This window comes from Neomoorella sulfitireducens, assembly GCF_024733845.1.
Classification (GTDB): domain Bacteria; phylum Bacillota; class DSM-521; order Neomoorellales; family Neomoorellaceae; genus Neomoorella; species Neomoorella sulfitireducens.
Genome location: NZ_JANRHG010000012.1, coordinates 59,503 through 79,822, shown reverse-complemented (window position 1 = coordinate 79,822; position 20,320 = coordinate 59,503). Strand labels below are relative to the sequence as shown.

Below are 20,320 nucleotides of genomic sequence, written 5' to 3'. Positions count from 1 at the left end.
AATTCACTACGCCCTTAACTCAACCGTTGTAGCCACCGGTAACATTAAAGTAATAGGTGAAGGCTGTTATCATACCAGGCTCCAGGCCGGGAAATCGGTAGCTGTGCATGGTGTTTTCCGCGGTGGTGAGATCCAGGCCCAGGGTGACGTTTATATTAAGGAACTGGGCTCCCGTACTGGTACGAGTACCAGGGTCGAAACCCAGGCGGGGGCTACTGTTACCATAGCTCATGCTTTTGAGAATACTTCCATCCGTATAGGTTCCCGCCAGTATTCTTTTGTTCAGGAAGAATGGGGAGTGCGGCTATGGCTTGACCGGGAAGGAAACCTGGCCAGGCGTACTATTCCAGCCTGATAGAAGCGAGCCGGATACAAAACCCCCTGAAGGGGGGTTTTGTACTTGAATGAACATGTCCTGTCCATTAAAAAAGCCAGGGAAGAAGACCTGATTAAGCGGCTGCAGGAAGATAAGTTTTGAGAAGACGGTTGCTCATGTTTAGTTGAGAGTTAAAAAGGCCAGGAGTTTTAACTCCTGGCCTTTGATTACAGGCTATAGGGCCTACCCTTCCGCCAGCTTCTTATAGTATTCCAGACGGGCTCTGGCGTCGGCTTCAGCCTTGGCGAAGAGTTCTTCGGCCTTTTCCGGGAAGAGATTTTGCAGCGAAGTGTAACGAATTTCGCCCATCAGGAAGTCCCGGAAGCTGGCTTTAGGAGCCTTGTAATCAAGGATGAAGGGGTTCTTACCTTCTTTGATCAGGTCCGGGTTGTAGCGATACAGGGGCCAGTACCCGGATTCGACGGCTTTTTTGGCTTCCAGCTGGCTGTGGCTCATGTCGATACCGTGATTGATGCAGGGTGCATAGGCAATAATCAGGGAAGTACCTTCGTATTTTTCCGCCTCTACCAGGGCTTTGATCAGCTGGGTATGGCTGGCTCCCATGGCTACGGAAGCCACATAGACATAGCCGTAGGACATGGCCATGAGACCCAGGTCCTTCTTTTTGGTGTATTTACCGCCGGCAGCGAACCTGGCCACGGCACCGGTCTGGGTGGCCTTGGAGGACTGGCCACCGGTGTTGGAGTAAACCTCCGTATCCAGGACCAGGATGTTGACATTGGCGCCGCTGGCCAGGACATGGTCCAAGCCGCCGTAGCCGATGTCGTAGGCCCAGCCGTCGCCGCCGATGATCCAGATGGATTTTTTCGTCAGGTAATCCTTCAGCCCGTCGACGGCCAGCAACAGGTCCTTAACCCCGCCGTCGGCCTGTTTGATCTCTTCCGGCAGGAGGGCTTTAATTTGATCGCCGAACTCCCGGGAGCGGTCGGCGTCTTCCTTGCCGGCCAGCCAGGCCTCGCAGGCGGCCTTGAAGGCGGCGCTTACCGGGGCTTCGAGGACCCTGGTAATAACATCGGTTAACTCTTCCCGGCGTTTTTCCACGGCCAGGCTGATACCGTAACCGAATTCGGCGTTGTCCTCAAAAAGGGAGCTGGCCCAGGCCGGACCATGGCCCTGGCGGTTGAAGGTGTAGGGACAGGTCGGTGCACTGCCTCCCCAGATGGACGAACACCCGGTAGCATTGGCAATAATCATCCGGTCGCCAAAGAGCTGGGTAACGAGTTTAACATAAGGTGTCTCGCCACAACCGGCACAGGCACCGGAGAACTCCAGCAGGGGCGGGCGGAACTGGCTGCCCTTAACGGTGGCCGGGTTGAAATTAACCTTTACTTCCGGCAGTTGCTCGGCAAATTTATAGTTTTCGTTCTCTACGGCCACCACTTCGTCAAGGGGTACCATGGTGAGGGCCTTGACCTTGGCCGGGCAGACGTCGGCGCAGTTGCCGCAACCGGTGCAGTCCAGGGGTGATACCTGGATGCGGAACTTAAGGCCGGCAGCCTCTTTACCAATGGCATCCCTGGTGACGAAGGAAGCCGGGGCCTGGACCAGGTCTTCCGGTTTGGCCAGGTAAGGCCGGATGGCGGCATGGGGGCAAACCAGGGAGCACTGGTTGCACTGGATGCAGTTTTCCGGCAGCCACTGGGGAATATTAACGGCAATCCCCCGTTTTTCATATTTAGTGGTACCGGTGGGGAAGACCCCGTCGGGAGTAAAGGTGCTGACCGGCAGTTGATCGCCCTTCAGGGCCATAATGGGCCGTACGACCTTGCTGATGAATTCAGGCTCATCCTCAGGCGTAGTGGCTGCTGCTTCGTCCAGGGCTTCAGCCCAGGTAGCCGGGTACTTAATCTCTTCCAGGCCTTCCAGGGCCCGGTCTACGGCGGCCAGGTTCATGTTGACGATCTGATCGCCTTTCTTGCCGTAGGTCTTGACGATGGAATCCTTAATATATTTGATAGCGTCGTCTACTGGGATAACATTGGCAATCTTAAAGAAGGCGACCTGCATGATGACGTTGATGCGCCCGCCAAGGCCGACTTCCTGGGCGACTTTTACCGCATCGATATTAAAGAAGCGCAATTTCTTACTGGCAATGGCCCGCTTCATGGCAGCCGGCAGGCGGGTTTCCATGTCATCGGCGCTCCAGGGGGAATTCAGGAGGAAAATCCCGCCCGGCTTGATACCTTCCAGCAGGTCATAACGGGTGACATAGGAAGGGTTATGGCAGGCGATAAGATCCGCCTGATCGATTAAATAACACGATTTAATGGGCTGGGTGCCGAAGCGCAGGTGGGAGATGGTGACACCACCCGATTTTTTGGCGTCATATTCAAAGTATCCCTGGGCATAAAGTTCGGTATGATCGCTAATAATCTTAATGGAGTTTTTGTTGGCCCCTACGGTACCGTCGGAACCCAGGCCAAAGAACTTGCCGCGGAAAGTCCCTTTGGGTGTCGTATCGATATATTCTTTGACTTCCAGGGAAGTATTGGTGACATCATCGATAATGCCCACGGTGAAATGGTTCCTGGGCGTGTCCGCCGCCAGGTTGTCAAAGACGGCTTTAACCATGGACGGGGAAAATTCCTTGGAGCCGAGGCCGTAGCGGCCGCCAACGACAAGGAGATTCTTCCCATTTTCGGCCAGGACGGAACGGACATCTTCGTACAGGGGTTCGCCGGCGGCGCCGGGTTCCTTGGTGCGATCCAGTACGGCTATCCGTTGTACAGTAGACGGTAGCACCTTGAGGAAGTGCTCGACCGAGAAAGGCCGGTAGAGGCGGACCTTAATGAGGCCGACCTTTTCGCCCTTGTCCACAAGGTAATTGACCGTTTCTTCGATAACCTCGCAGGATGACCCCATGGAAACAATAACCCGTTCCGCATCCGGCGCGCCTACATAATCAAAGAGGTGATAATAACGACCGGTGAGGGCGCCCACCTGCTCCATAACCTGGGCGACAATGCCCGGGGTGGCAAGGTAATAGGGGTTGGCCGCTTCCCTTTGTTGGAAGTAGATATCCGGGTTCTGGGCCGTGCCCCGCTGGTGGGGATGTTCCGGATTTAAGGCGCGGGCGCGGAAAGCGCGGATAGCCTCCCAGTCCACCAGCCTGGCCATATCTTTGTATTCGATGACGTCGATCTTCTGGATCTCGTGGGAGGTCCGGAAACCATCAAAGAAATGGACAAAGGGTACCCTGGCTTTCAGGGTCGCCAGGTGGGCAACCAGGGCCAGATCCATGACTTCCTGCACCGAGGCGGAAGCCAGCATGGCAAAGCCTGTCTGCCGGGCGGCCATGACATCGGCGTGATCGCCAAAAATGGACAGGGCGTGGGTGGAGAGGGCCCGGGCAGCTACGTGGAAAACAGAGGGCAAAAGCTCACCGGCGATCTTGTACATATTGGGGATCATCAACAATAACCCCTGGGAAGCAGTAAAGGTGGTGGTCAGGGCACCACCGACCAGGGAACCGTGGACAGCCCCGGCGGCACCAGCCTCTGACTGCATCTCGATAACCCTCAGGGGCTTGCCAAAAATGTTCTTGCGGCCGTGGGCGGCCCATTCATCGGCAATTTCGGCCATGGGCGAGGATGGCGTGATGGGGTAGATGGTAGCCACCTCGGACATGGCATAAGCCACATGGGCGGCTGCAGTGTTGCCATCAAATGGTTGCTTGGGCATATTGGGCATTCTCCTTCACCAAAGATTTAACCATACCCCTGGTCCCTATATTTTATTCCTCTATTAATCTATCATTAGAGGCTTAAGTGGTCAATACCAAGTATGCAATACCCATAATACATATTTATAATAGAAGTTATAATAGAACAATAATCCAAACAATTTAATTGAATACGTGAAAAATATTACTATTGAAAGCGTTGGGTTAGGGTATTAAAGGGGAGGGCATAGTTATTATTGCTTCCAGGCAAGGGTATAACCCGGAAGAAAGGGGGGGAGGAGGAACCCGGGGCAACCATGCCCCGGGTTTTTTACCGATCGGCCAACTTCAACCCGTTAGGGTCCCGTGCCAATACCATCGATGCGCCATCCGGTGGTCGGGGTTTCCCTTCGCAGGGTAATAAAACGAATCTGGCGACCGCTGTCATAGCTGATTACCCGCCGGACGTTGATGTCTACTTCCACCATGTATTTCTTAACCTCTGACTGATCTAAAGAAGGATCGTCGTAGGGCTGGATTCGGATCACTTTAGCCCTGATGATATTGTTTATTTCGTCGTCATCATTGGTAGCGTATGAATAATTATAGAGGCGGTTATTGTCCATGTTGCGAAACAGGTAACTTACCAGGCGCCTTCTGGTTTCCGTGGCATGGGCGGTCCGGGGATCTTTGTTGTCAATGGCTTCGTAATAGGTCTCAATAACCTTTTCCGGCGTCATCTGGCTGATTAGTTTTTCCTGGGGGTGATCATGGTTAATATACTGATCTACCCACTCGCCCCAGGTTTTACCTGTAATTTCTTCCAGGTGGCGCCCTTTAAGGGAACAGGCAAAGGCATCATGCCGGCCGGCATCGAGCCAGGCGCCGACTATTTTTTGGCCGTCTTTAACAACGACAGCCCGGTTGGCTTCCTGACGCGGGGCCATAAAAGCCGGCAAAGGTTCTTCGATTTTATAAAGGTTGACGGTTACACTCTTACCCAGGTACGGGCTAAGGTCAAGGCCCACATCCTTACTCAGTTCATTGTTGTAGGCATAGTAAAGGGCAACGGGATATTCCCCGGATTCGTGGATAAAATTATCGGGGAGGCGGCCGTTATAACTTTTAATTTTATAGAAGATAGTCCAGCCGTACTGTTTTAGAAAGGCGGCATCGGCCGGGTCGATGTCGCTGGAGGCTTCGGTGTATTCGGTCAGGGGCACAAGCCTGGTGGCAAACTCTGCCGGTACTTGATGCCAGCCGTCTTCCAGTTCCAGGTAACCGGGACCGTTATCCTGATGCCAGTAAGGATATTGCCTGCTGGCAATGGTTTCACTGTTTTTTACGTACTTAAAAGCAAGGTAGTCTTTGCTGCCATACCAGGATTTTGGCGGCGGATCGGTTTTGGGAAGAGGACCGAGGAGTTGTAAAAAGCGCTGGGTCAGTTGCCTGTCAACCAGGTTTATAACCTGGCGGGGTTCTACTCCTGCCTGTTGGGTTACATAGAACTCCAGCCCGGTAATCTCGTCTTTAAATTCGTTAAAGGAAGCAACGGTCTCCTTGCGGGTCTGGCAGCCGGTTATGTTTAAAATGATAAAAGCGGTCACGAATATTAAGATGGTAAATAAACCCCTGCGCATACATATTCCCCTTCAGAATTTAATACCGCTCATAAAATTATAGACGTATTATCCCAAAATAAGGTTCCCCATCTGGAAATAAGAATTATACTTTATGGGAGTTATTGTACACCCAAAGGAGGGAAGTGCAAATAGTTTTTGCAAAAAAGCCCCGACTGTTATTTCCGCAAATTTACAGTTTTAGGGCAGCCCGCGGTCTCAACGTGATTTATCGCAGGGTCCGAGGCCAGAAACCCTAATATCCTATCAAATCAAAAAATAGCGTACCTGTTGGCCCGGCCAGGCAGGTATGGTATACTAAAATCGTTACTAAACGTTGATTTTTAGGTTTGGATTAATTTATTTTACAGCGGGGCGATGAAGATTAGAAAAATCATCTTTTTAATCCTCACTGTCTTATTCCTTTACATTATCACCGCTTGTTCCCGTGTTTCGACCATATCCGGTATCCCTCATGTAAAAGAGATACCCCGGGCAGTAGCGGATAATCAAAACGCTGTACCCGGGGAACAACAAAAGGATAGCACGGCTGAGGATAAAGTACAGGAAATCGGGGGGGTGGAACAGGAGCCTGATTGGGCGGCGACGGGTACAGAGACGAAAAGGGAAGAAACTTTATCTTCCGAAACTTACAGTTTTTGGTATCAATTAAAGGACGGCAGGGCCCGAACGGCAGAAGAAATAGAAAAATTACTGGCTAAATATAATGGTATCTTTGCCGGCCCGCTGCAGAATATTCTTTACCTCACCTTTGATCTTGGCTACGAAGCCGGCTATACGGCTAAGATTTTAGATATTTTAAAGGAGGAAGATGTAAAAGCGGCCTTTTTTGTTACCGGCGATTTTGTCAAAAAACAACCCCAGCTTGTTAAGATGATGGCTGCGGAAGGACATATTATTGGTAACCATACCGAAACGCACCCGGATTTAAGCAGCCTTGCTCCTGAAGAAATTACCAAGGAACTGAAGGGTGTCGACCGCCGGTTGGCTGCCCTGGGGTTACCCGCTACGACCTTTTTTCGACCCCCGCGAGGGGTCTTCAATGAGATGGTCTTAAAGACTGCCGGGGACAATGGTTACCGGGCCGTGTTGTGGAGCTTTGCTTACCGTGACTGGTTGACCGATGAACAGCCGGGATTAGATACTGCCAGGACAACAATTCTCAAAGGCGCCTTTCCCGGTTCGGTGCTTCTTCTTCATGGTGTTAGCCGCAGTAATTCCGAGGTCCTGGGCGATGTAATAAGGGAATTAAAGAATAGGGGCTATACCTTTGGAACTTTAAACGAGTTATAAATTCAGTAAGGGCTTTTAATTTAAATTATGTTATAATAGGCGCGAATGGTGGTGAAGGCAATGCCCAAGGTGCTGATTGTTGATGATGAACCGGCGATACTGGAACTGGTATCCTTTAACCTGCAGCAGGCGGGTTTTACTACCGTGACGGCCGGGGATGGTGCAGAGGCCCTGGAGAAGGCAGCTACGGAGAAGCCCGACCTTATTATTTTAGATGTAATGCTACCTAATGTAGACGGTTTTGAAGTCTGCCGCAGCCTGAGGACCAGGGGCAATACTCCTATTCTTATGCTTACGGCTCGCCGGGAAGAGATTGACCGGGTTCTGGGGCTGGAACTGGGGGCCGATGATTACCTTACCAAGCCTTTCAGCCCCAGGGAATTGGTGGCCAGAGTTCGCGCTATTTTACGCCGGGCGGCAGAAAACCAGCGCCAGGAGGACGAAATCATCGCCGTTGGCGACGTGGTAATTAACACGGCCAGCCATGTAGTTACGGTAAAGGGGAAACCCGTCGACTTGACTTTGAAGGAATACCAGCTCCTGCACCTGCTGGCGGAAAACCGGGGAAGGGTTTTCAGCCGGGAAGCACTGCTGGAACGCCTCTGGGAAGGTGAATATTACGGCGATACGCGTACTATCGATGTTCATATCCGGCATTTACGGGAAAAAATAGAAGAAAACCCCAGCCATCCACGGTATATCCTTACCGTGCGGGGGGTGGGGTATAAATTTAGCGATTAATTTAGAAGTTGTGCCGGGGGGCTTCTTTGACCTTCATCAGGGCCTGGGTGAGGGCGCGGTAAATATCGGCACGGTGCTGGGCTTCCAGCAGGGCCAGTTTGGAGTAAACGGCACCTTTTTCCCGGACTGCATACCGGGGTGGCAACTGGTTTAAAGCCAGGGCTACAATATCGTGACGACAGGTATCACAGCGGCAGGCTTCTGTATCCTGTTCCAGGACCTGGTCCAGGAGTTCCCATACACAATCTTCCATATAATTTTTTAAAAAGAGGTCCTTAGCCATTGGCTTCTCCTTCCTACCTTCGAACCGGTAATTATATGGTAATTATATTTTGGGATTTAGCCTAAATATTCGCCTTTTCCCGTGTTCCTTCCTTCTATTTCCGCCGGATTTAAAAATTAAAATTACGCGACTATTGCCGGTATACCCCCTGACCACGGGGGTGAGAATAGCTATAGTAAAAAAAGGGAACTCCATCACGGCTTGAAATAAATTCTCGCTAAAAGTTTAATTAAGGAGATGCCTTTTTTGGATGCCTTGAAAGTGCGGGCTTATGGTAAAATAAATCTGACCCTGAATGTCGTAGGCCGCCGGGCGGATGGCTTTCATAACATAAGCACTATATTCCAGAGCATTGCCTTGCAGGACACCCTCATCTTGAGGAGGCGCTCCGGGGGTATTAAAATTGAAGTTAAAGGGGCCACCCTACCGGATGGTCCCGGTAACCTGGTCTACCAGGCGGCTATCCTCCTCCAGCAGCGTTACGGCTTTCCGGGAGTACACATCAGCCTTATCAAGAGAATTCCTGTAGCGGCCGGTCTGGGCGGGGGGAGCAGTGATGCAGCGGCTACGTTAGTGGGGCTTAATTACCTGTATGATCTTGGCCTGACACCGCTGCAACTGGCCCGGGAAGGGGCCGAGCTGGGGTCAGATGTACCTTTTTGTGTCCTTGGAGGTACAGCTCTGGGACGGGGCCGGGGAGAGGAATTATGCCTTTTACCGCCGTCTCCAGGGCTGTGGCTGGTACTGGTGAAACCTTCCTTTGGCGTCAGCACGGCGGCCGTATACCAGAGGTGGGATACGGCACCATACCGGCAGAATCCGGAACCTCCTGACGAAGGGAAGGCCGTGGCAGCCTTAAAAGCCGGAGATCGGGAGCAGCTTATTGAGGCCCTGGGCAATGACCTGGAGATAGTGACCTGTCACCTGTACCCGGAAGTGAGGGATATTAAAATAAAGCTTTTATCTGCCGGGGCGAAACGGGCTGTCCTGTGTGGCAGCGGCCCAACTGTTTTCGGGGTGGCTCCCGACCGGGAAAAGGCATTTACCATCGCCGCCCGGCTGCAGCAGGATTACCCGGAGACAATTGTAACTTCTACCCTGTAGAAAGGTGCGTATGAACAGGCAGGGGGCTGGGCCTTCCTGTTATAGTTCATGGATAATTTGCGAGGGGGTATGTGCTTGTTAAACGGCAATGGTAAAAGCAGTCCAATGAAAAACCTCCTTAACGGCAAACTGGAAAACTATAAGCCATTACGTGAAATAGTTTTTGAAGCCCTGCGGGAGGCCATTATCAACGGCCAGCTTAAAGCAGGCGAAAGGCTCATGGAGGTCCAGCTGGCAGAAGAAATGGGTGTCAGCCGTACCCCCGTCAGGGAAGCCATTCGCAAGCTGGAGCTGGAAGGTTTCATCGTTATGGTACCCCGCAAGGGAGCTTATGTAGCCGACCTTTCGACCAAGGATATTGCCGATGTTTTTGAAATTCGCTCCGCCCTGGAGTCCCTGGCTGCCGGTCTGGCCTGTGAACGCATCACGGAGGAAGAGTTAGACGAACTGGAGCGCCTGTTAATAAAGGTGGCCGACTGCGTGGCGGCCAAAGACCTGGAGACCCTTGTTGAGATTGACACCCAGTTCCATGAAGTCCTGTACCGGGCCAGCCGCAATGACCGCCTGGTGCAAATTATCAATAACCTGCGGGAACAAATACAGCGTTTTCGTACTACTTCCCTGGGAACGCCGGGCAGGATGCCGGAAGCCCTGGAAGAACACAAACAGCTGGTGGAAGCCATTACCGCCCGCAACGTAGAACTTGCCAGGCGCCTGGCCCAGGAACACATCGAAAACGCTGAGAACCGGATGATGGAGGCTATCCGGGAAGAAATGCGCGCCAGCAGAAGCCCTAAAAAATAAAAGAGGGGGTTAAAGGTTGGAGATAGATGCCGTTGTCCTTGCCGGGGATGGAGGAGGCCGGGCCCTGTTACCTGTTGGTTCCCGTCCCATGATTGCCTGGGTAGTGGAGGCCCTCCTGGCTTCAGGCCGTATCCGGAGACTGGCAGTGACCGGTCCGCAGGAACTCGCCCCAGTCCTTCCCCCTGACGCCATCCTGGTGCCGGCCGGTCGAACGGCTGTAGACAGCGCCTTGAACGGGGCGGCAGCCTTCCCGGAGGCCGAATGGTTGCTCCTTGTTACCGCCGATATTCCCCTGCTAAAACCGGAAGCCGTCAAGGATTTCCTGGATCGCTGCCGGGAAAGACCGGCGGATTTTTATTATCCTATTGTCAGCCGGGAATGTAATGAAGCCTTCTACCCCGGCGTCAAGCGTACCTATGTCCGCCTCCGTGAGGGAACTTTTACCGGCGGCAATATGGTTTTAATCAAGGCGGCGGCCTTACTTGCCTGTGCCCGCCGGGGCCAGGAACTGGTAAGATTGCGCAAGAGCCCCCTTGCTTTAAGCCGGTTGGCAGGCTTCAAGTTTATAGTAAAGTTTTTAACCCATCGCTTGACCATTGCCGAAGCCGAAAAGAATTTCTCCCGCCTGCTGGGAGCCCGGGGGGCAGGGATAATCTCCCCTTTTCCTGAAATTGGCATCGACGTTGATAAGGAAAGCGACCTGGAACTAGCCCGCCGGGTTCTCGGCGATGGGCCCAAAGAGCCCCCGGAGGAGCCTCCCCATGGGGGTTGGCGTCACCGCCACGAACAATGAAAATATGGGCTGAGCAAGGGGCGGAGGGTGCAGGCGGAGGGCGACTTGGTTCGAGGCGCCAGATACTTTACGCGAAGCCGAAGTGAGGCAGCGGTGAACGGGATGGGGTTCGCGAAGTAATTTTAGGAACTAGGAGTCCCTCTCCCCGCCACGATTATTCAAAGAGATAAAGCCAAGCCACCCCCGCCGCCGAGCAAGGCTGAGCGCCAAGTTTGCTAGCCGAGAACCACCGGAGCCCGGAGCCTGAGCCCTCCCGCCCGCAAGAAGCCAGCCAATAACCGCCTGATTTGGTAGAACCTTATTTGCGGAGGAGATCTAATGGCCGCAACAGTTGCCGTTATCCTGGCTGCCGGCCAGGGGAAACGCATGCACTCCCGGCTGCCCAAGGTACTCCATCGGATAGCCGGGCGCAATCTCTTGCAGCACGTCCTGGCGGCAACCCGGGAGGCCGGCATTGAGGATAATGTTATCGTCATAGGCCATGGGGCCGGGGAAGTCAAGGCTGCCCTGGGGGAAAAGCAGAAATACGCCTACCAGGAAAAGCAACTGGGCACCGGTCATGCCCTGGCCCGGGCCCGGGAAGCTGCCGGGGAAGCAGGTACCATTCTGGTCCTTTGCGGTGATACCCCCCTGATCAGGCCGGCGACATTGACCGGGCTTTTACAGCAACACCGGGATACGGGAGCAGCTGTGACAGTTTTAACAGCCCGGGTTGCCGATCCAACCGGTTACGGGCGCATTATTCGCGACGGGCAGGGGCAGGTTAAAGGTATAGTGGAAGAGAGGGATGCTACCCCGCTTGAGAAGGCAATTAACGAAATTAATACCGGTATCTACTGTTTTGCTGCCGCCTTTCTCTGGCCGGCCCTGGCCCGGTTAAAACCCGATAACGACCAGGGTGAATATTACCTTACCGATGTTGTGGCCCTGGCCGTCGACCAGGGGCTCCGGGTTGAGGCTCTTGTTGCCGGGGATGCCGAGGAGGTTATGGGCGTCAATGACCGCGTCCAGCTGGCGGCAGCCGGGGCCGTATGGCGGCGCCGGATCAATACCGCCCTCATGCGGGACGGGGTAACCATCATCGATCCGGAAACGACTTATATAGATGTTACGGTAACCGTGGGCCGGGACACGGTTATTTATCCGGGCACCTTTCTTGAGGGGAATACTATTATTGGTGCCGGGTGCTGCCTGGGTCCCGGGACTACCATCCGGGACAGCCGGGTGGGTGATGGCAGTACCATAACCTACGCCGTAGTCCTGGAAAGCACCATTGGCCCCGGTTGCCAGGTAGGTCCCTTTGCTTATTTGCGGCCGGGAACCAACCTGGAAAGAGAAGTTAAAGTGGGAGATTTTGTTGAAATTAAAGCTTCGCGGGTTGGCCGGGGTTCCAAGGTGCCGCACCTGACTTACCTTGGTGACGCTATGGTGGGTGCCGGGGTAAATATAGGTGCCGGTACTATTACCTGCAATTACGACGGGCGGCAGAAGTGGCCGACGATTATTGAGGATGGTGCCTTTATTGGCAGTAATACCAACCTGGTGGCCCCTGTTAAGGTAGGAGCGGGCGCCCTGGTGGGTGCCGGTTCTACCATTACCGAAGATGTGCCCGCCGGAGCACTGGCTTTGGCCCGGGAAAGGCAGGTTAATTTACCCTCCAGGGGTAAAAAAGGCGACGAAAAAAGGCAGGAAAAAGGGTAAAAAAGGCGAAGTAAATACAGCATTAAACCTTGACCCAGGGACCTGGAGGTTAATTAAAAGAAAATGGAAACTGAAAACGCCCGTTTAAAAATCTTTAGCGGCAATGCTAATCCCGAGCTGGCCCGGGAGATTGGCGCCTATCTGGGTGTACCCCTGGGCGCGGCCAAGGTGAGCCGTTTCAGCGACGGCGAAATCAGCATTGCCATTGATGAGAGCGTCCGGGGGGAGGATGTTTTCGTCATCCAGCCCACCTGCGAGCCTGTCAATGACAATCTTATGGAACTTTTAATTTTAATCGATGCTTTGCGCCGTGCTTCGGCCTGGCGCATAACCGCAGTAGTACCCTACTATGGCTATGCCCGCCAGGAGCGCAAGACCAGGGCCCGGGACCCTATCTCCGCCAAGCTGGTGGCCAACTTAATAACCGCCGCCGGCGCCGACCGGGTCCTGACTATGGATCTCCATGCAGCAGCTATCCAGGGCTTCTTTGACATACCGGTTGACCACCTGACAGCCGTACCAATACTTGCCGATTATTTCAACAGTAAGGGCCTGGAACGGGCTGTAGTGGTCTCTCCGGATCTCGGCGGGGTGACCCGGGCGCGAAATTTTGCCGAACGCATCGGGGCCGAAATAGCCATCATTGACAAGCGACGCCCCGCACCAAATGTGGCCGAGATTATGAATCTTATCGGTGATGTAAGAAATAAATCGGTCATCATGATCGATGACCTTATTGATACAGCCGGGACAATTTGCCAGGGGGCCGGAGCTTTAATTGATCAGGGTGCCCGGGCCGTATACGCCTGCTGTACCCATCCTGTGCTGTCAGGGCCGGCCCTGGAACGCCTGGAGGAATCACCGCTGCAGGAAATAATCGTTTGCAATACCATACCTGTACCTGAAAACAAGGCTATTGCCAAATTGCGACGCCTTTCAGTAGCTCCCCTCCTGGGGGAAGCCATTATCCGCATCCACAAAGACCTGTCCGTCAGTAAACTTTTCGACTAGTTACCGGCCCCGGAGGGGGGGTCACCGTCCTTTTTACAGCCCAGGGGGAAGCGCTGGCGGTAACGGTTAAAAACCTCTGCTGCCCGGCGGGGGATCCCCCGGGCTTCCTGAAGGGCCTTGCCGGCCCCGGCGGCAGTTTCCTGCCATTTGACGCTTAACAGGCCGGCGGGCTTCTGGAGGGTTTCTTCGGCTCCCGCCCGGGCTATCAGGGCGTCACGGCCACAGGTGATAATCTGGCCGGTTTCAAGGCCCCTGCTGCCGTGGAGGAGCCCGCTTTTAATATCCAGGTAATAAATCTTGCCGTCCTGGGGGTCGAAACGAAAATCATCTACGGTGCCAATGACAGTACCTTCCTCGGTTATAACCCTGGCTCCCAGCAGGGGTAGGGGATGCTTGGCCAGGGCTTCCAATTCCGGCTGGGAGCTTAATTTCACCACGGCAGCGGCCTGGTCTACGGTGATGGCATGGTTACCGACGCTTTTAACATGGCTGTAAGGGATTACCGGCTGCTCCTTGAACCATCCTTTACGGTCCACGGTGAAAGCGGCAATAACCATTTTATGCTGGTCAATGATGAGGCGTTTGACGCGCCCCAGCTGATGGCCGTCGGCCAGGCTGACAACAGGCATGCCTATGAGCTTTTTGCTGGTATAAAACATCTTTTTCACCTCCCGGCTTATTTACATGCTTATTCAGCTACCAGGGGGTTTATGCTGTTTCCAGGTAGGCTAAACTTAAATACTGAAAGGAGTTGGGATTATGCAAGCCCAGACACTGTTGGTAGAAGTGCGGCCTGACACTGGTAAACAGACGGCAAGGCGTTTACGCCGGCAGGGTAAGTTACCCGGCGTCATTTACGGGAAAAAAGCCGGTAATATCCCCCTGGCCATTCCCTTGAAAGAGCTGGAACGTCTCCTTACCCGGGAAGGCGAAAATGTTATTCTGAAGGTAATTATTACCGGGGAAGGAGAGGAGAAAGAATACGCCGCGGTAATCAGGGAGGTCCAGCGCCATCCAGTAAAAGGTGTAATTAACCATGTGGACCTGTACCAGATTTCCCTGGATGAAAAAATTAGGGCTGAAATTCCGGTTATCCTGGAAGGGGAAGCCAGGGGTGTTGAACAGGGAGGTATCCTCCAGTACGGACTGCGGGAAATAGAGGTCGAGGGGCTCCCTGCCGATTTGCCTGAGACTATAACCGTAGATGTCAGCAACCTGGGCGTCGGCGAACATCTGACCGTTGGCGACATTAAAACACCGCCGGGTGTAAAAATTCTTTCCGAACCCGAAGCCTTAATTGCCACGGTGGTAAGTAACCGGGCCGTTGAAGCGGGAGAAAGCGCCGGAGAGGCTACCGGGGAAGGAGTAACACCGGCAGCGGAATAAGCCGGAATAGACAAATAAAGTTGGGGGCGCTAATTTGCCGGTGCAGATGGTGGTGGGCCTGGGTAATCCCGGGCCCAGTTATGAAATTACCAGGCATAACGCGGGATTTATGGTCCTTGATCTCCTGGCTGACGAGCTGGGAATTAATTTTACTATCAATCAGTACCAGGCCCTTATCGGCAGGGGTACGATAGGGGGAAGGCAGGTTCTCCTGGTCAAACCCCGGACCTATATGAATAACAGCGGCCGGTCCGTAGGTCCCCTGGCGCGCTGGTACGGGATACTCCCGGCGGAAATGGTAATTGTTCATGATGATCTGGATTTGGCGCCGGGACGGATGCGTATCAGGCCTGCCGGCAGTTCCGGGGGGCACCGCGGGTTGCAGTCGGTTATTAATGCCCTGGGGACAACGGCCGTACCAAGGTTAAAAATAGGTATTGGCCGCCCCCGGGAGGGGCAAAATGTAGTTGAATATGTTTTACAACCCTTCAGCAAAGAAGACTGGAAACTGGTAAGCCCGGTCCTCCTGGAGGCGGCACGGGCCCTCCGTTTCCTCATGGAAGGAGGGACATTGGAGGAAGCCATGAATCTTTATAATAAAATTAAACTATGAATATCCTGCAAACCGTACTGGCAGGTATCCTGGCGGCCGTAGCGGCCTGGGGTATTAATTACGCCCTCCTGGAGATGGGGTTTAGAAAAAGAGCTCTCCTCATTTATATAGGTACCCTGGGGGAAGAGATTTTAAAGACCGGCATGAGTTTTTTGATGGGAGTTCCCCTGGCCGGAGTGCATGCCGTTTTTGGTATCGTTGAAGCCGGCTGGGAGCTGTCCGGCGCCTCCCGGGGCAGAGGACGGGGCGGGTTAAGACCGGCCCTGGCGGCGGTAGCAGGCCATACTCTTTTTGGCCTCCTGGCTTCCCTGGCTTTGGTTCGTTCCGGCCGGGCTGATCTAGCCCTGGTCATCGGTTTCCTTGCCCACCTGGTATGGAACCGGCTGGTTTTATACCTGCATTAATTTATCCGGTTAAGCTGTAAAACTTGACTTCTTTCCCCCGGGGAGAATATAATAAATTATTGATGAGGTATGTTTGCAAGATAAGGCCCTGGAAAAGGGCCTTTTCTTAATCAATACAGGCTTGTTTTCCGGTTGGAGTGCGACATAAATGCATAATTATGGGATATTGCAAATTATCAGAGATAGTTCCCAATTTCACAACATAATAAAAGGCTTGCACCAGGGCCTGGCGGAGCAGCAGCTTTACGGTTTTCCTGCAGGTCTTAAAGGGCTGTGGCTGGCAGCCATGCTTCTTGACTACCATCCGATCCTGGTTGTTACTGCGGGAGCAGATGAAGCCGGGCGCCTGGCAGCCGATATCGATTCCTTCTGCACGGGCCCGGGCACCGGCTACTTACCGCCCCGTGAACTCCTCCCCATTGAAATATACACCCACAGCCCGGAACTGGAGGGCCAGCGCCTCAAGGCCCTCATGGATATGGCCAGCGGGAGGATGCGCCTCCTGGTGGTTCCGGTGGAAACTTTACTCCAAAAGCTGCCGCCACCGGACATTTTCAAAGATGCCCTTCTACCGTTAGAAGTAGGCCAGACCATTAATCGCGAGGCATTTCTGGAAAGGTTAATTAACCTAGGCTACCGGCGGCAGGAAATAGTCGAAGCCCCGGGCCAGTTGGCCGTCCGGGGCGGCGTTATCGACATCTACCCCCCGGGCACCGGGGAACCGGTTCGTCTAGAATTATTTGACAATGAAATTGATTCCCTCCGTTTTTTTGAGCCGGATACCCAGCTCTCGGTGACAGAAACGCGGGCCGTAATTATCGGGCCGGCCCGGGAAGTTCTTCCACCCCAGGACATCAAGCCCGGTCTTGAAGCCCTGCAGGCAGAATTTAACCAGGCATATACTGCCCTGCGCAATCGCCAGCCTCAGGCAGCAAGGGAATTAAAGGAAAGGGTCCACAAGGTAATGGCCAGTTTGGAGGTGGGGGACTGGCCGGAAGGAGTGGAGCAGCTCCAGGCCCTTTTTTACCCGCGCCTGGTAACCCTGTTTGACTACTTCCCGCGTCCACCCCTGGTGGTCCTCGATGACCCGGTGCTACTGCAGGAAGAAATGCGCCGGCGGGAACAGCACCGCCTGGGGGTTTTTACCGAGATGCTGGCCGGAGGCCTTGCTTTACCCTCCCAGGGAGACGCCTATCTGGAAACCGATGAACTGGAGCGCCTTCTCGGTGGCAAGCAGCGCCTGTATTTTTCCCTCCTGCCCAGGCGGGCGCCGGGTACATCACCCCGGCAGGCCATCGGCGTTGGTGCCCAGTCAATTCCGGCCTTTCAGGGGCGGGTCAATCTGCTGGTTGACGAGCTCAACCGCTGGCGGCGGGATGGTTATCGTACCATTTTTATGGTGGCCGATCCGGAGCGCATGGCGGGCCTGCGTCGTTCCCTGGCCGAAGCAGGTATGGGCAGCCAGGTTGTGGATGAAGTGGCCAACGTTCCCGGTAAGGGGCAGGTACTTTTTGTGCCCGGGCACCTGCACCAGGGCTTTTCCTGGCCGGAGATGCGACTGGTGGTATTGGGAGACACGGAAGTTTACGGGGGCGTTAAAAGGTCCCGCCGTCTCAAAAAGGCAACAGAAGGCGGCAAAATCACTTCTTTTAGCGACCTCCGCGAAGGCGATTATGTTGTCCATGTGCACCACGGTATCGGCCGTTATCTGGGATTGAAACAGCTGGAAGTAGGGGGCGTAAAAAAAGACTATCTTCTTATCCAGTATGCCGGCCAGGATCGCCTTTATGTTCCCATTGACCAGGTTTCCCTGGTACAGAAATACGTGGGGGCCGAAGGCCATGTTCCGCGTTTGTACCGCCTGGGAGGTAATGAATGGCACAAGGTTAAGAGCCGGGTCCAGGAAGCCGTCCAGGCTATGGCCGAGGAATTGCTGGAACTTTATGCCAGGAGGGAAGCCATCCCCGGTTACGCTTTTTCACCCGATACTCCCTGGCAGCGGGAATTTGAAGAGGCCTTTCCCTATATAGAGACGCCGGACCAGCTCAAAGCCATCGCTGAAGTAAAGGCCGATATGGAAAGACCACGGCCTATGGACCGGCTGCTTTGCGGCGATGTGGGTTATGGCAAGACGGAAGTGGCCATGCGGGCGGCCTTTAAAGCCGTCATGGACGGCAAACAGGTAGCCGTCCTGGTACCGACAACCATCCTTGCCCAGCAGCACTATAATACTTTCAAGGAGCGCTTTGCGACTTTCCCGGTGAAAATAGCCGTCTTAAGCCGTTTTTGCTCTCCCGGGGAACAAAAACGGGTCGTTAAAGCTTTAAAGAGGGGCGAGGTGGACATTGTCATTGGTACCCACCGCCTCCTGTCCGGCGATGTAACTTTTAAGGACCTGGGGCTGGTCATCATCGATGAAGAACAGCGCTTTGGCGTGGCCCATAAAGAAAAGTTAAAAAAATTGCGTTACAGCGTCGATGTCCTGACCATGACGGCCACTCCTATTCCCCGCACCCTGCACATGGCCCTGGCCGGCGTCCGCAACATGAGCCTGATTGAAACGCCGCCGGAAGACCGTTTTCCCGTCCAGACTTATGTGGTGGAATACAGCCCGGAGCTGGTACGGGAAGCCATCCGCCGGGAACTTGACCGCGGCGGCCAGGTTTACTTCGTGCACAACCGGGTAGCCGATATCGACCGCTTTGCCTATCACGTCCGGCAGCTGGTACCGGAGGCCAACGTGGGAGTGGGTCATGGCCAGATGGAGGAGAGGGAACTGGAAAAAATCATGATGGATTTTATCGAGGGCCATTATGATGTCCTTGTCTGTACTACTATTGTGGAAAATGGCCTCGATATCCCTAACGTCAATACCCTTATTGTTGATGAAAGTGACAGCTTCGGCCTGGCCCAGCTTTACCAGCTTCGCGGCCGGGTGGGCCGGAGTAACCGCCTGGCCTATGCTTATTTCACCTATAGGCCGGACAAGGTCCTGGGTGAAGTGGCCGAAAAACGCCTGGCTGCCATCCGGGAGTTTACCGCCCTTGGATCCGGTTATAAAATCGCCCTCAGGGACCTGCAGATCCGGGGCGCCGGGAACCTCCTGGGGCCGGAACAGCATGGCCACATGCTGGCCGTCGGTTTTGACCTCTACTGCCAGCTCCTGGAAGAGGCGGTGCAAAAACTAAAACGCCAGCGTGGCGAAGCCGTGCCGGAAGTGCCACGGGCGGCAGCAGTGCCGGCGGCTGCCCTGGAATTAAGCGTGGATACTTTTTTGAGCGATGAGTATATCCCCGATGCTGCCCTGAAGATGGAAATCTACCACCGTTTAATGGCAGCGGAGGATGTAAACGATGTTGAAGATATTGCCAGGGAAATGGAAGACCGTTTTGGCCGGCCGCCGGTTGCGGCAGAAAATCTTTTAAGCCTCGCCCGGGTACGTCTCCTGGCCCGGGAGGTTGGCATAGACAGCGTCCAGCAAAAGGGCAAGGAAGTGGAGGTGCATTTTGGCCAGAATCACGAATTACGGGGTGAAAAGCTGATGCACCTGACCAAGTATTTTCCCCGCAAGCTCTCTTTTTCGTCTGCCGGCGGCTTGACCATCAAGGTACGAACGGCAGGCGTGGACCAGCAGGGATTGCTGGCTTTGCTGGAAGAAGTTTTAACCAGGATTAAACACCTGGTGGCAGATGCGGCAGGATAAATTATTTTTTGTATGGGAAACGGATTTTATTCATGGTACCAGTTATAGAAAAGGCAGGGAAAAAATGAATAAACCATCTGCGTGGATTATATACTAACAGTGAAAGCTAATCCTTGAAAGGGTTACCCGGAAAAGGGTAAGGGGGGATGACAGCAGTGAAAGCGACAGGCATTGTACGGCGCATTGACGATCTAGGACGCGTGGTAATACCCAAGGAAATAAGGCGCACCCTGCGGATTCGCGAAGGTGATCCACTGGAAATTTTCGTTGACCGTGAAGGAGAGGTAATTTTAAAAAAATACTCGCCCATTGGTGAGCTTGGTGACTTTGCCAAAGAATATGCCGATTCTCTCCATGAAGCCATCGGGCACATAGCCTGTATTGCTGACCGGGACAACATTATTGCAGTGGCCGGTGCCCCCAAAAAGGAATTCCTGGACAAACCCATTGGCCCTGCCGTAGAGAAGGTCATGGAAGACCGGAAACCTGTTTTGATTAACTCCCCCACAGAAGAATGGTTCCCCGTTGACGGGGAAGGAGAGGCCTATAAATTTACGGCGGAAGTGATTGCCCCAATAATTGCCGAGGGCGATCCCATCGGGGCGGTGATAATCTGTTCCCGGGAGCCGGGCGTGAAAATGGGGGATATGGAACTAAAGCTTGCAGAGACGGCAGCAGGTTTCCTGGCCAAACAAATGGAGCAGTAGCGCGGCGCCCGGGCGCCGCTTTCTTTTTAGCCGGGTATTGTGGTACAATAAAACGGTATACTTTTCCTGTGAGGCGGAG

Annotated in this window: 16 protein-coding genes and 1 pseudogene; 13 read left to right on the top strand and 4 right to left on the bottom strand. The window is 53.9% G+C overall.

Features of this window, described 5'->3' with window-relative positions:
- Positions 1-355: pseudogene (locus NWF31_RS11840) on the top strand (DUF342 domain-containing protein); the annotation flags it as partial.
- Positions 356-559: 204 nt separating this feature from the next.
- Here the strand turns inward: NWF31_RS11840 and nifJ are convergent.
- Positions 560-4,078, bottom strand: coding sequence for a pyruvate:ferredoxin (flavodoxin) oxidoreductase (gene nifJ / locus NWF31_RS11835; RefSeq protein WP_258360707.1), 3,519 nt, complete (start codon positions 4,076-4,078; stop codon positions 560-562).
- A 336-nt stretch (positions 4,079-4,414) separates the two neighbouring features.
- Positions 4,415-5,698 (bottom strand): DUF4830 domain-containing protein, encoded by a 1,284-nt coding sequence (locus NWF31_RS11830; RefSeq protein WP_258360706.1) that lies wholly within the window; start codon positions 5,696-5,698, stop codon positions 4,415-4,417.
- Positions 5,699-6,055: 357 nt separating this feature from the next.
- On the opposite strand from NWF31_RS11830, the gene NWF31_RS11825 reads away from it, so the two are divergent.
- Together NWF31_RS11825 and NWF31_RS11820 are read left to right on the top strand one after the other, a co-directional pair.
- Positions 6,056-6,991 carry a polysaccharide deacetylase family protein gene (locus NWF31_RS11825; protein ID WP_258360705.1) on the top strand — a complete coding sequence of 312 codons (936 nt, stop codon included), beginning with the start codon at positions 6,056-6,058 and terminating at the stop codon, positions 6,989-6,991.
- 60 nt (positions 6,992-7,051) lie between these two features.
- A complete protein-coding gene (locus tag NWF31_RS11820) occupies positions 7,052-7,732 on the top strand; it encodes a response regulator transcription factor (protein WP_277999003.1) in 681 nt (226 codons plus the stop codon).
- Position 7,733: 1 nt separating this feature from the next.
- Here the strand turns inward: NWF31_RS11820 and NWF31_RS11815 are convergent, their stop codons facing one another.
- Positions 7,734-8,015: a late competence development ComFB family protein gene (locus NWF31_RS11815; protein ID WP_258360703.1), complete on the bottom strand. Its 282-nt coding sequence runs from the start codon at positions 8,013-8,015 to the stop codon at positions 7,734-7,736.
- 246 nt (positions 8,016-8,261) lie between these two features.
- Here NWF31_RS11815 and ispE point away from each other — a divergent pair, with 246 nt between their 5' ends.
- From ispE to NWF31_RS11790, 5 genes are all read left to right on the top strand, one after another.
- Positions 8,262-9,119: a 4-(cytidine 5'-diphospho)-2-C-methyl-D-erythritol kinase gene (ispE, locus tag NWF31_RS11810; protein ID WP_258360702.1), complete on the top strand. Its 858-nt coding sequence runs from the start codon at positions 8,262-8,264 to the stop codon at positions 9,117-9,119.
- Positions 9,120-9,224: 105 nt separating this feature from the next.
- A complete protein-coding gene (locus NWF31_RS11805; protein WP_258360713.1) occupies positions 9,225-9,923 on the top strand; it encodes a GntR family transcriptional regulator in 699 nt (232 codons plus the stop codon).
- Positions 9,924-9,939: 16 nt separating this feature from the next.
- Positions 9,940-10,716 carry a nucleotidyltransferase family protein gene (locus NWF31_RS11800; protein WP_258360701.1) on the top strand — a complete coding sequence of 259 codons (777 nt, stop codon included), beginning with the start codon at positions 9,940-9,942 and terminating at the stop codon, positions 10,714-10,716.
- 318 nt (positions 10,717-11,034) lie between these two features.
- Complete coding sequence (gene glmU / locus NWF31_RS11795) at positions 11,035-12,417, top strand: bifunctional UDP-N-acetylglucosamine diphosphorylase/glucosamine-1-phosphate N-acetyltransferase GlmU (protein ID WP_258360700.1); 1,383 nt, start codon at positions 11,035-11,037, stop codon at positions 12,415-12,417.
- A 63-nt stretch (positions 12,418-12,480) separates the two neighbouring features.
- Positions 12,481-13,428 carry a ribose-phosphate diphosphokinase gene (locus tag NWF31_RS11790; RefSeq protein WP_258360699.1) on the top strand — a complete coding sequence of 316 codons (948 nt, stop codon included), beginning with the start codon at positions 12,481-12,483 and terminating at the stop codon, positions 13,426-13,428.
- Here the strand turns inward: NWF31_RS11790 and NWF31_RS11785 are convergent.
- Entirely contained in the window at positions 13,425-14,087 is a 663-nt protein-coding gene (locus tag NWF31_RS11785) for a PRC-barrel domain-containing protein (RefSeq protein WP_258360698.1), read from the bottom strand. The genes NWF31_RS11790 and NWF31_RS11785 overlap by 4 nt on opposite strands.
- Before the next feature lie 100 nt (positions 14,088-14,187).
- Between NWF31_RS11785 and NWF31_RS11780 the strand changes: the two genes are divergently transcribed.
- From NWF31_RS11780 to spoVT, 5 genes are all read left to right on the top strand, one after another.
- Complete coding sequence (locus tag NWF31_RS11780) at positions 14,188-14,814, top strand: 50S ribosomal protein L25/general stress protein Ctc (protein WP_258360697.1); 627 nt, start codon at positions 14,188-14,190, stop codon at positions 14,812-14,814.
- Positions 14,815-14,854: 40 nt separating this feature from the next.
- Positions 14,855-15,427, top strand: a complete 573-nt coding sequence (gene pth / locus NWF31_RS11775) for an aminoacyl-tRNA hydrolase (protein WP_258360712.1) — start codon at positions 14,855-14,857, stop codon at positions 15,425-15,427.
- The gene (locus NWF31_RS11770; RefSeq protein ID WP_258360696.1) at positions 15,424-15,831 is read left to right on the top strand and encodes a hypothetical protein; all 408 of its coding nucleotides are present in this window, start codon (positions 15,424-15,426) and stop codon (positions 15,829-15,831) included. Before pth ends, NWF31_RS11770 begins: the two co-directional genes overlap by 4 nt.
- A gap of 148 nt (positions 15,832-15,979) precedes the next feature.
- The gene (gene mfd, locus NWF31_RS11765; RefSeq protein WP_258360695.1) at positions 15,980-19,534 is read left to right on the top strand and encodes a transcription-repair coupling factor; all 3,555 of its coding nucleotides are present in this window, start codon (positions 15,980-15,982) and stop codon (positions 19,532-19,534) included.
- A gap of 155 nt (positions 19,535-19,689) precedes the next feature.
- Positions 19,690-20,241 carry a stage V sporulation protein T gene (spoVT, locus tag NWF31_RS11760; protein WP_340674380.1) on the top strand — a complete coding sequence of 184 codons (552 nt, stop codon included), beginning with the start codon at positions 19,690-19,692 and terminating at the stop codon, positions 20,239-20,241.
- The last annotated feature ends 79 nt before the right edge of the window (positions 20,242-20,320 follow it).

Bases quoted from the DNA above. Each gene is read 5' to 3' on its own strand.
- nifJ (WP_258360707.1), bottom strand. From the start codon at position 4,078: ATGCCCAAGCAACCATTTGATGGCAACACTGCAGCCGCCCATGTGGCT.
- NWF31_RS11830 (WP_258360706.1), bottom strand. From the start codon at position 5,698: ATGCGCAGGGGTTTATTTACCATCTTAATATTCGTGACCGCTTTTATC.
- NWF31_RS11825 (WP_258360705.1), top strand. From the start codon at position 6,056: ATGAAGATTAGAAAAATCATCTTTTTAATCCTCACTGTCTTATTCCTT.
- NWF31_RS11820 (WP_277999003.1), top strand. From the start codon at position 7,052: ATGCCCAAGGTGCTGATTGTTGATGATGAACCGGCGATACTGGAACTG.
- NWF31_RS11815 (WP_258360703.1), bottom strand. From the start codon at position 8,015: ATGGCTAAGGACCTCTTTTTAAAAAATTATATGGAAGATTGTGTATGG.
- NWF31_RS11805 (WP_258360713.1), top strand. From the start codon at position 9,225: ATGAAAAACCTCCTTAACGGCAAACTGGAAAACTATAAGCCATTACGT.
- glmU (WP_258360700.1), top strand. From the start codon at position 11,035: ATGGCCGCAACAGTTGCCGTTATCCTGGCTGCCGGCCAGGGGAAACGC.
- NWF31_RS11790 (WP_258360699.1), top strand. From the start codon at position 12,481: ATGGAAACTGAAAACGCCCGTTTAAAAATCTTTAGCGGCAATGCTAAT.
- NWF31_RS11785 (WP_258360698.1), bottom strand. From the start codon at position 14,087: ATGTTTTATACCAGCAAAAAGCTCATAGGCATGCCTGTTGTCAGCCTG.
- NWF31_RS11780 (WP_258360697.1), top strand. From the start codon at position 14,188: ATGCAAGCCCAGACACTGTTGGTAGAAGTGCGGCCTGACACTGGTAAA.
- NWF31_RS11770 (WP_258360696.1), top strand. From the start codon at position 15,424: ATGAATATCCTGCAAACCGTACTGGCAGGTATCCTGGCGGCCGTAGCG.
- mfd (WP_258360695.1), top strand. From the start codon at position 15,980: ATGCATAATTATGGGATATTGCAAATTATCAGAGATAGTTCCCAATTT.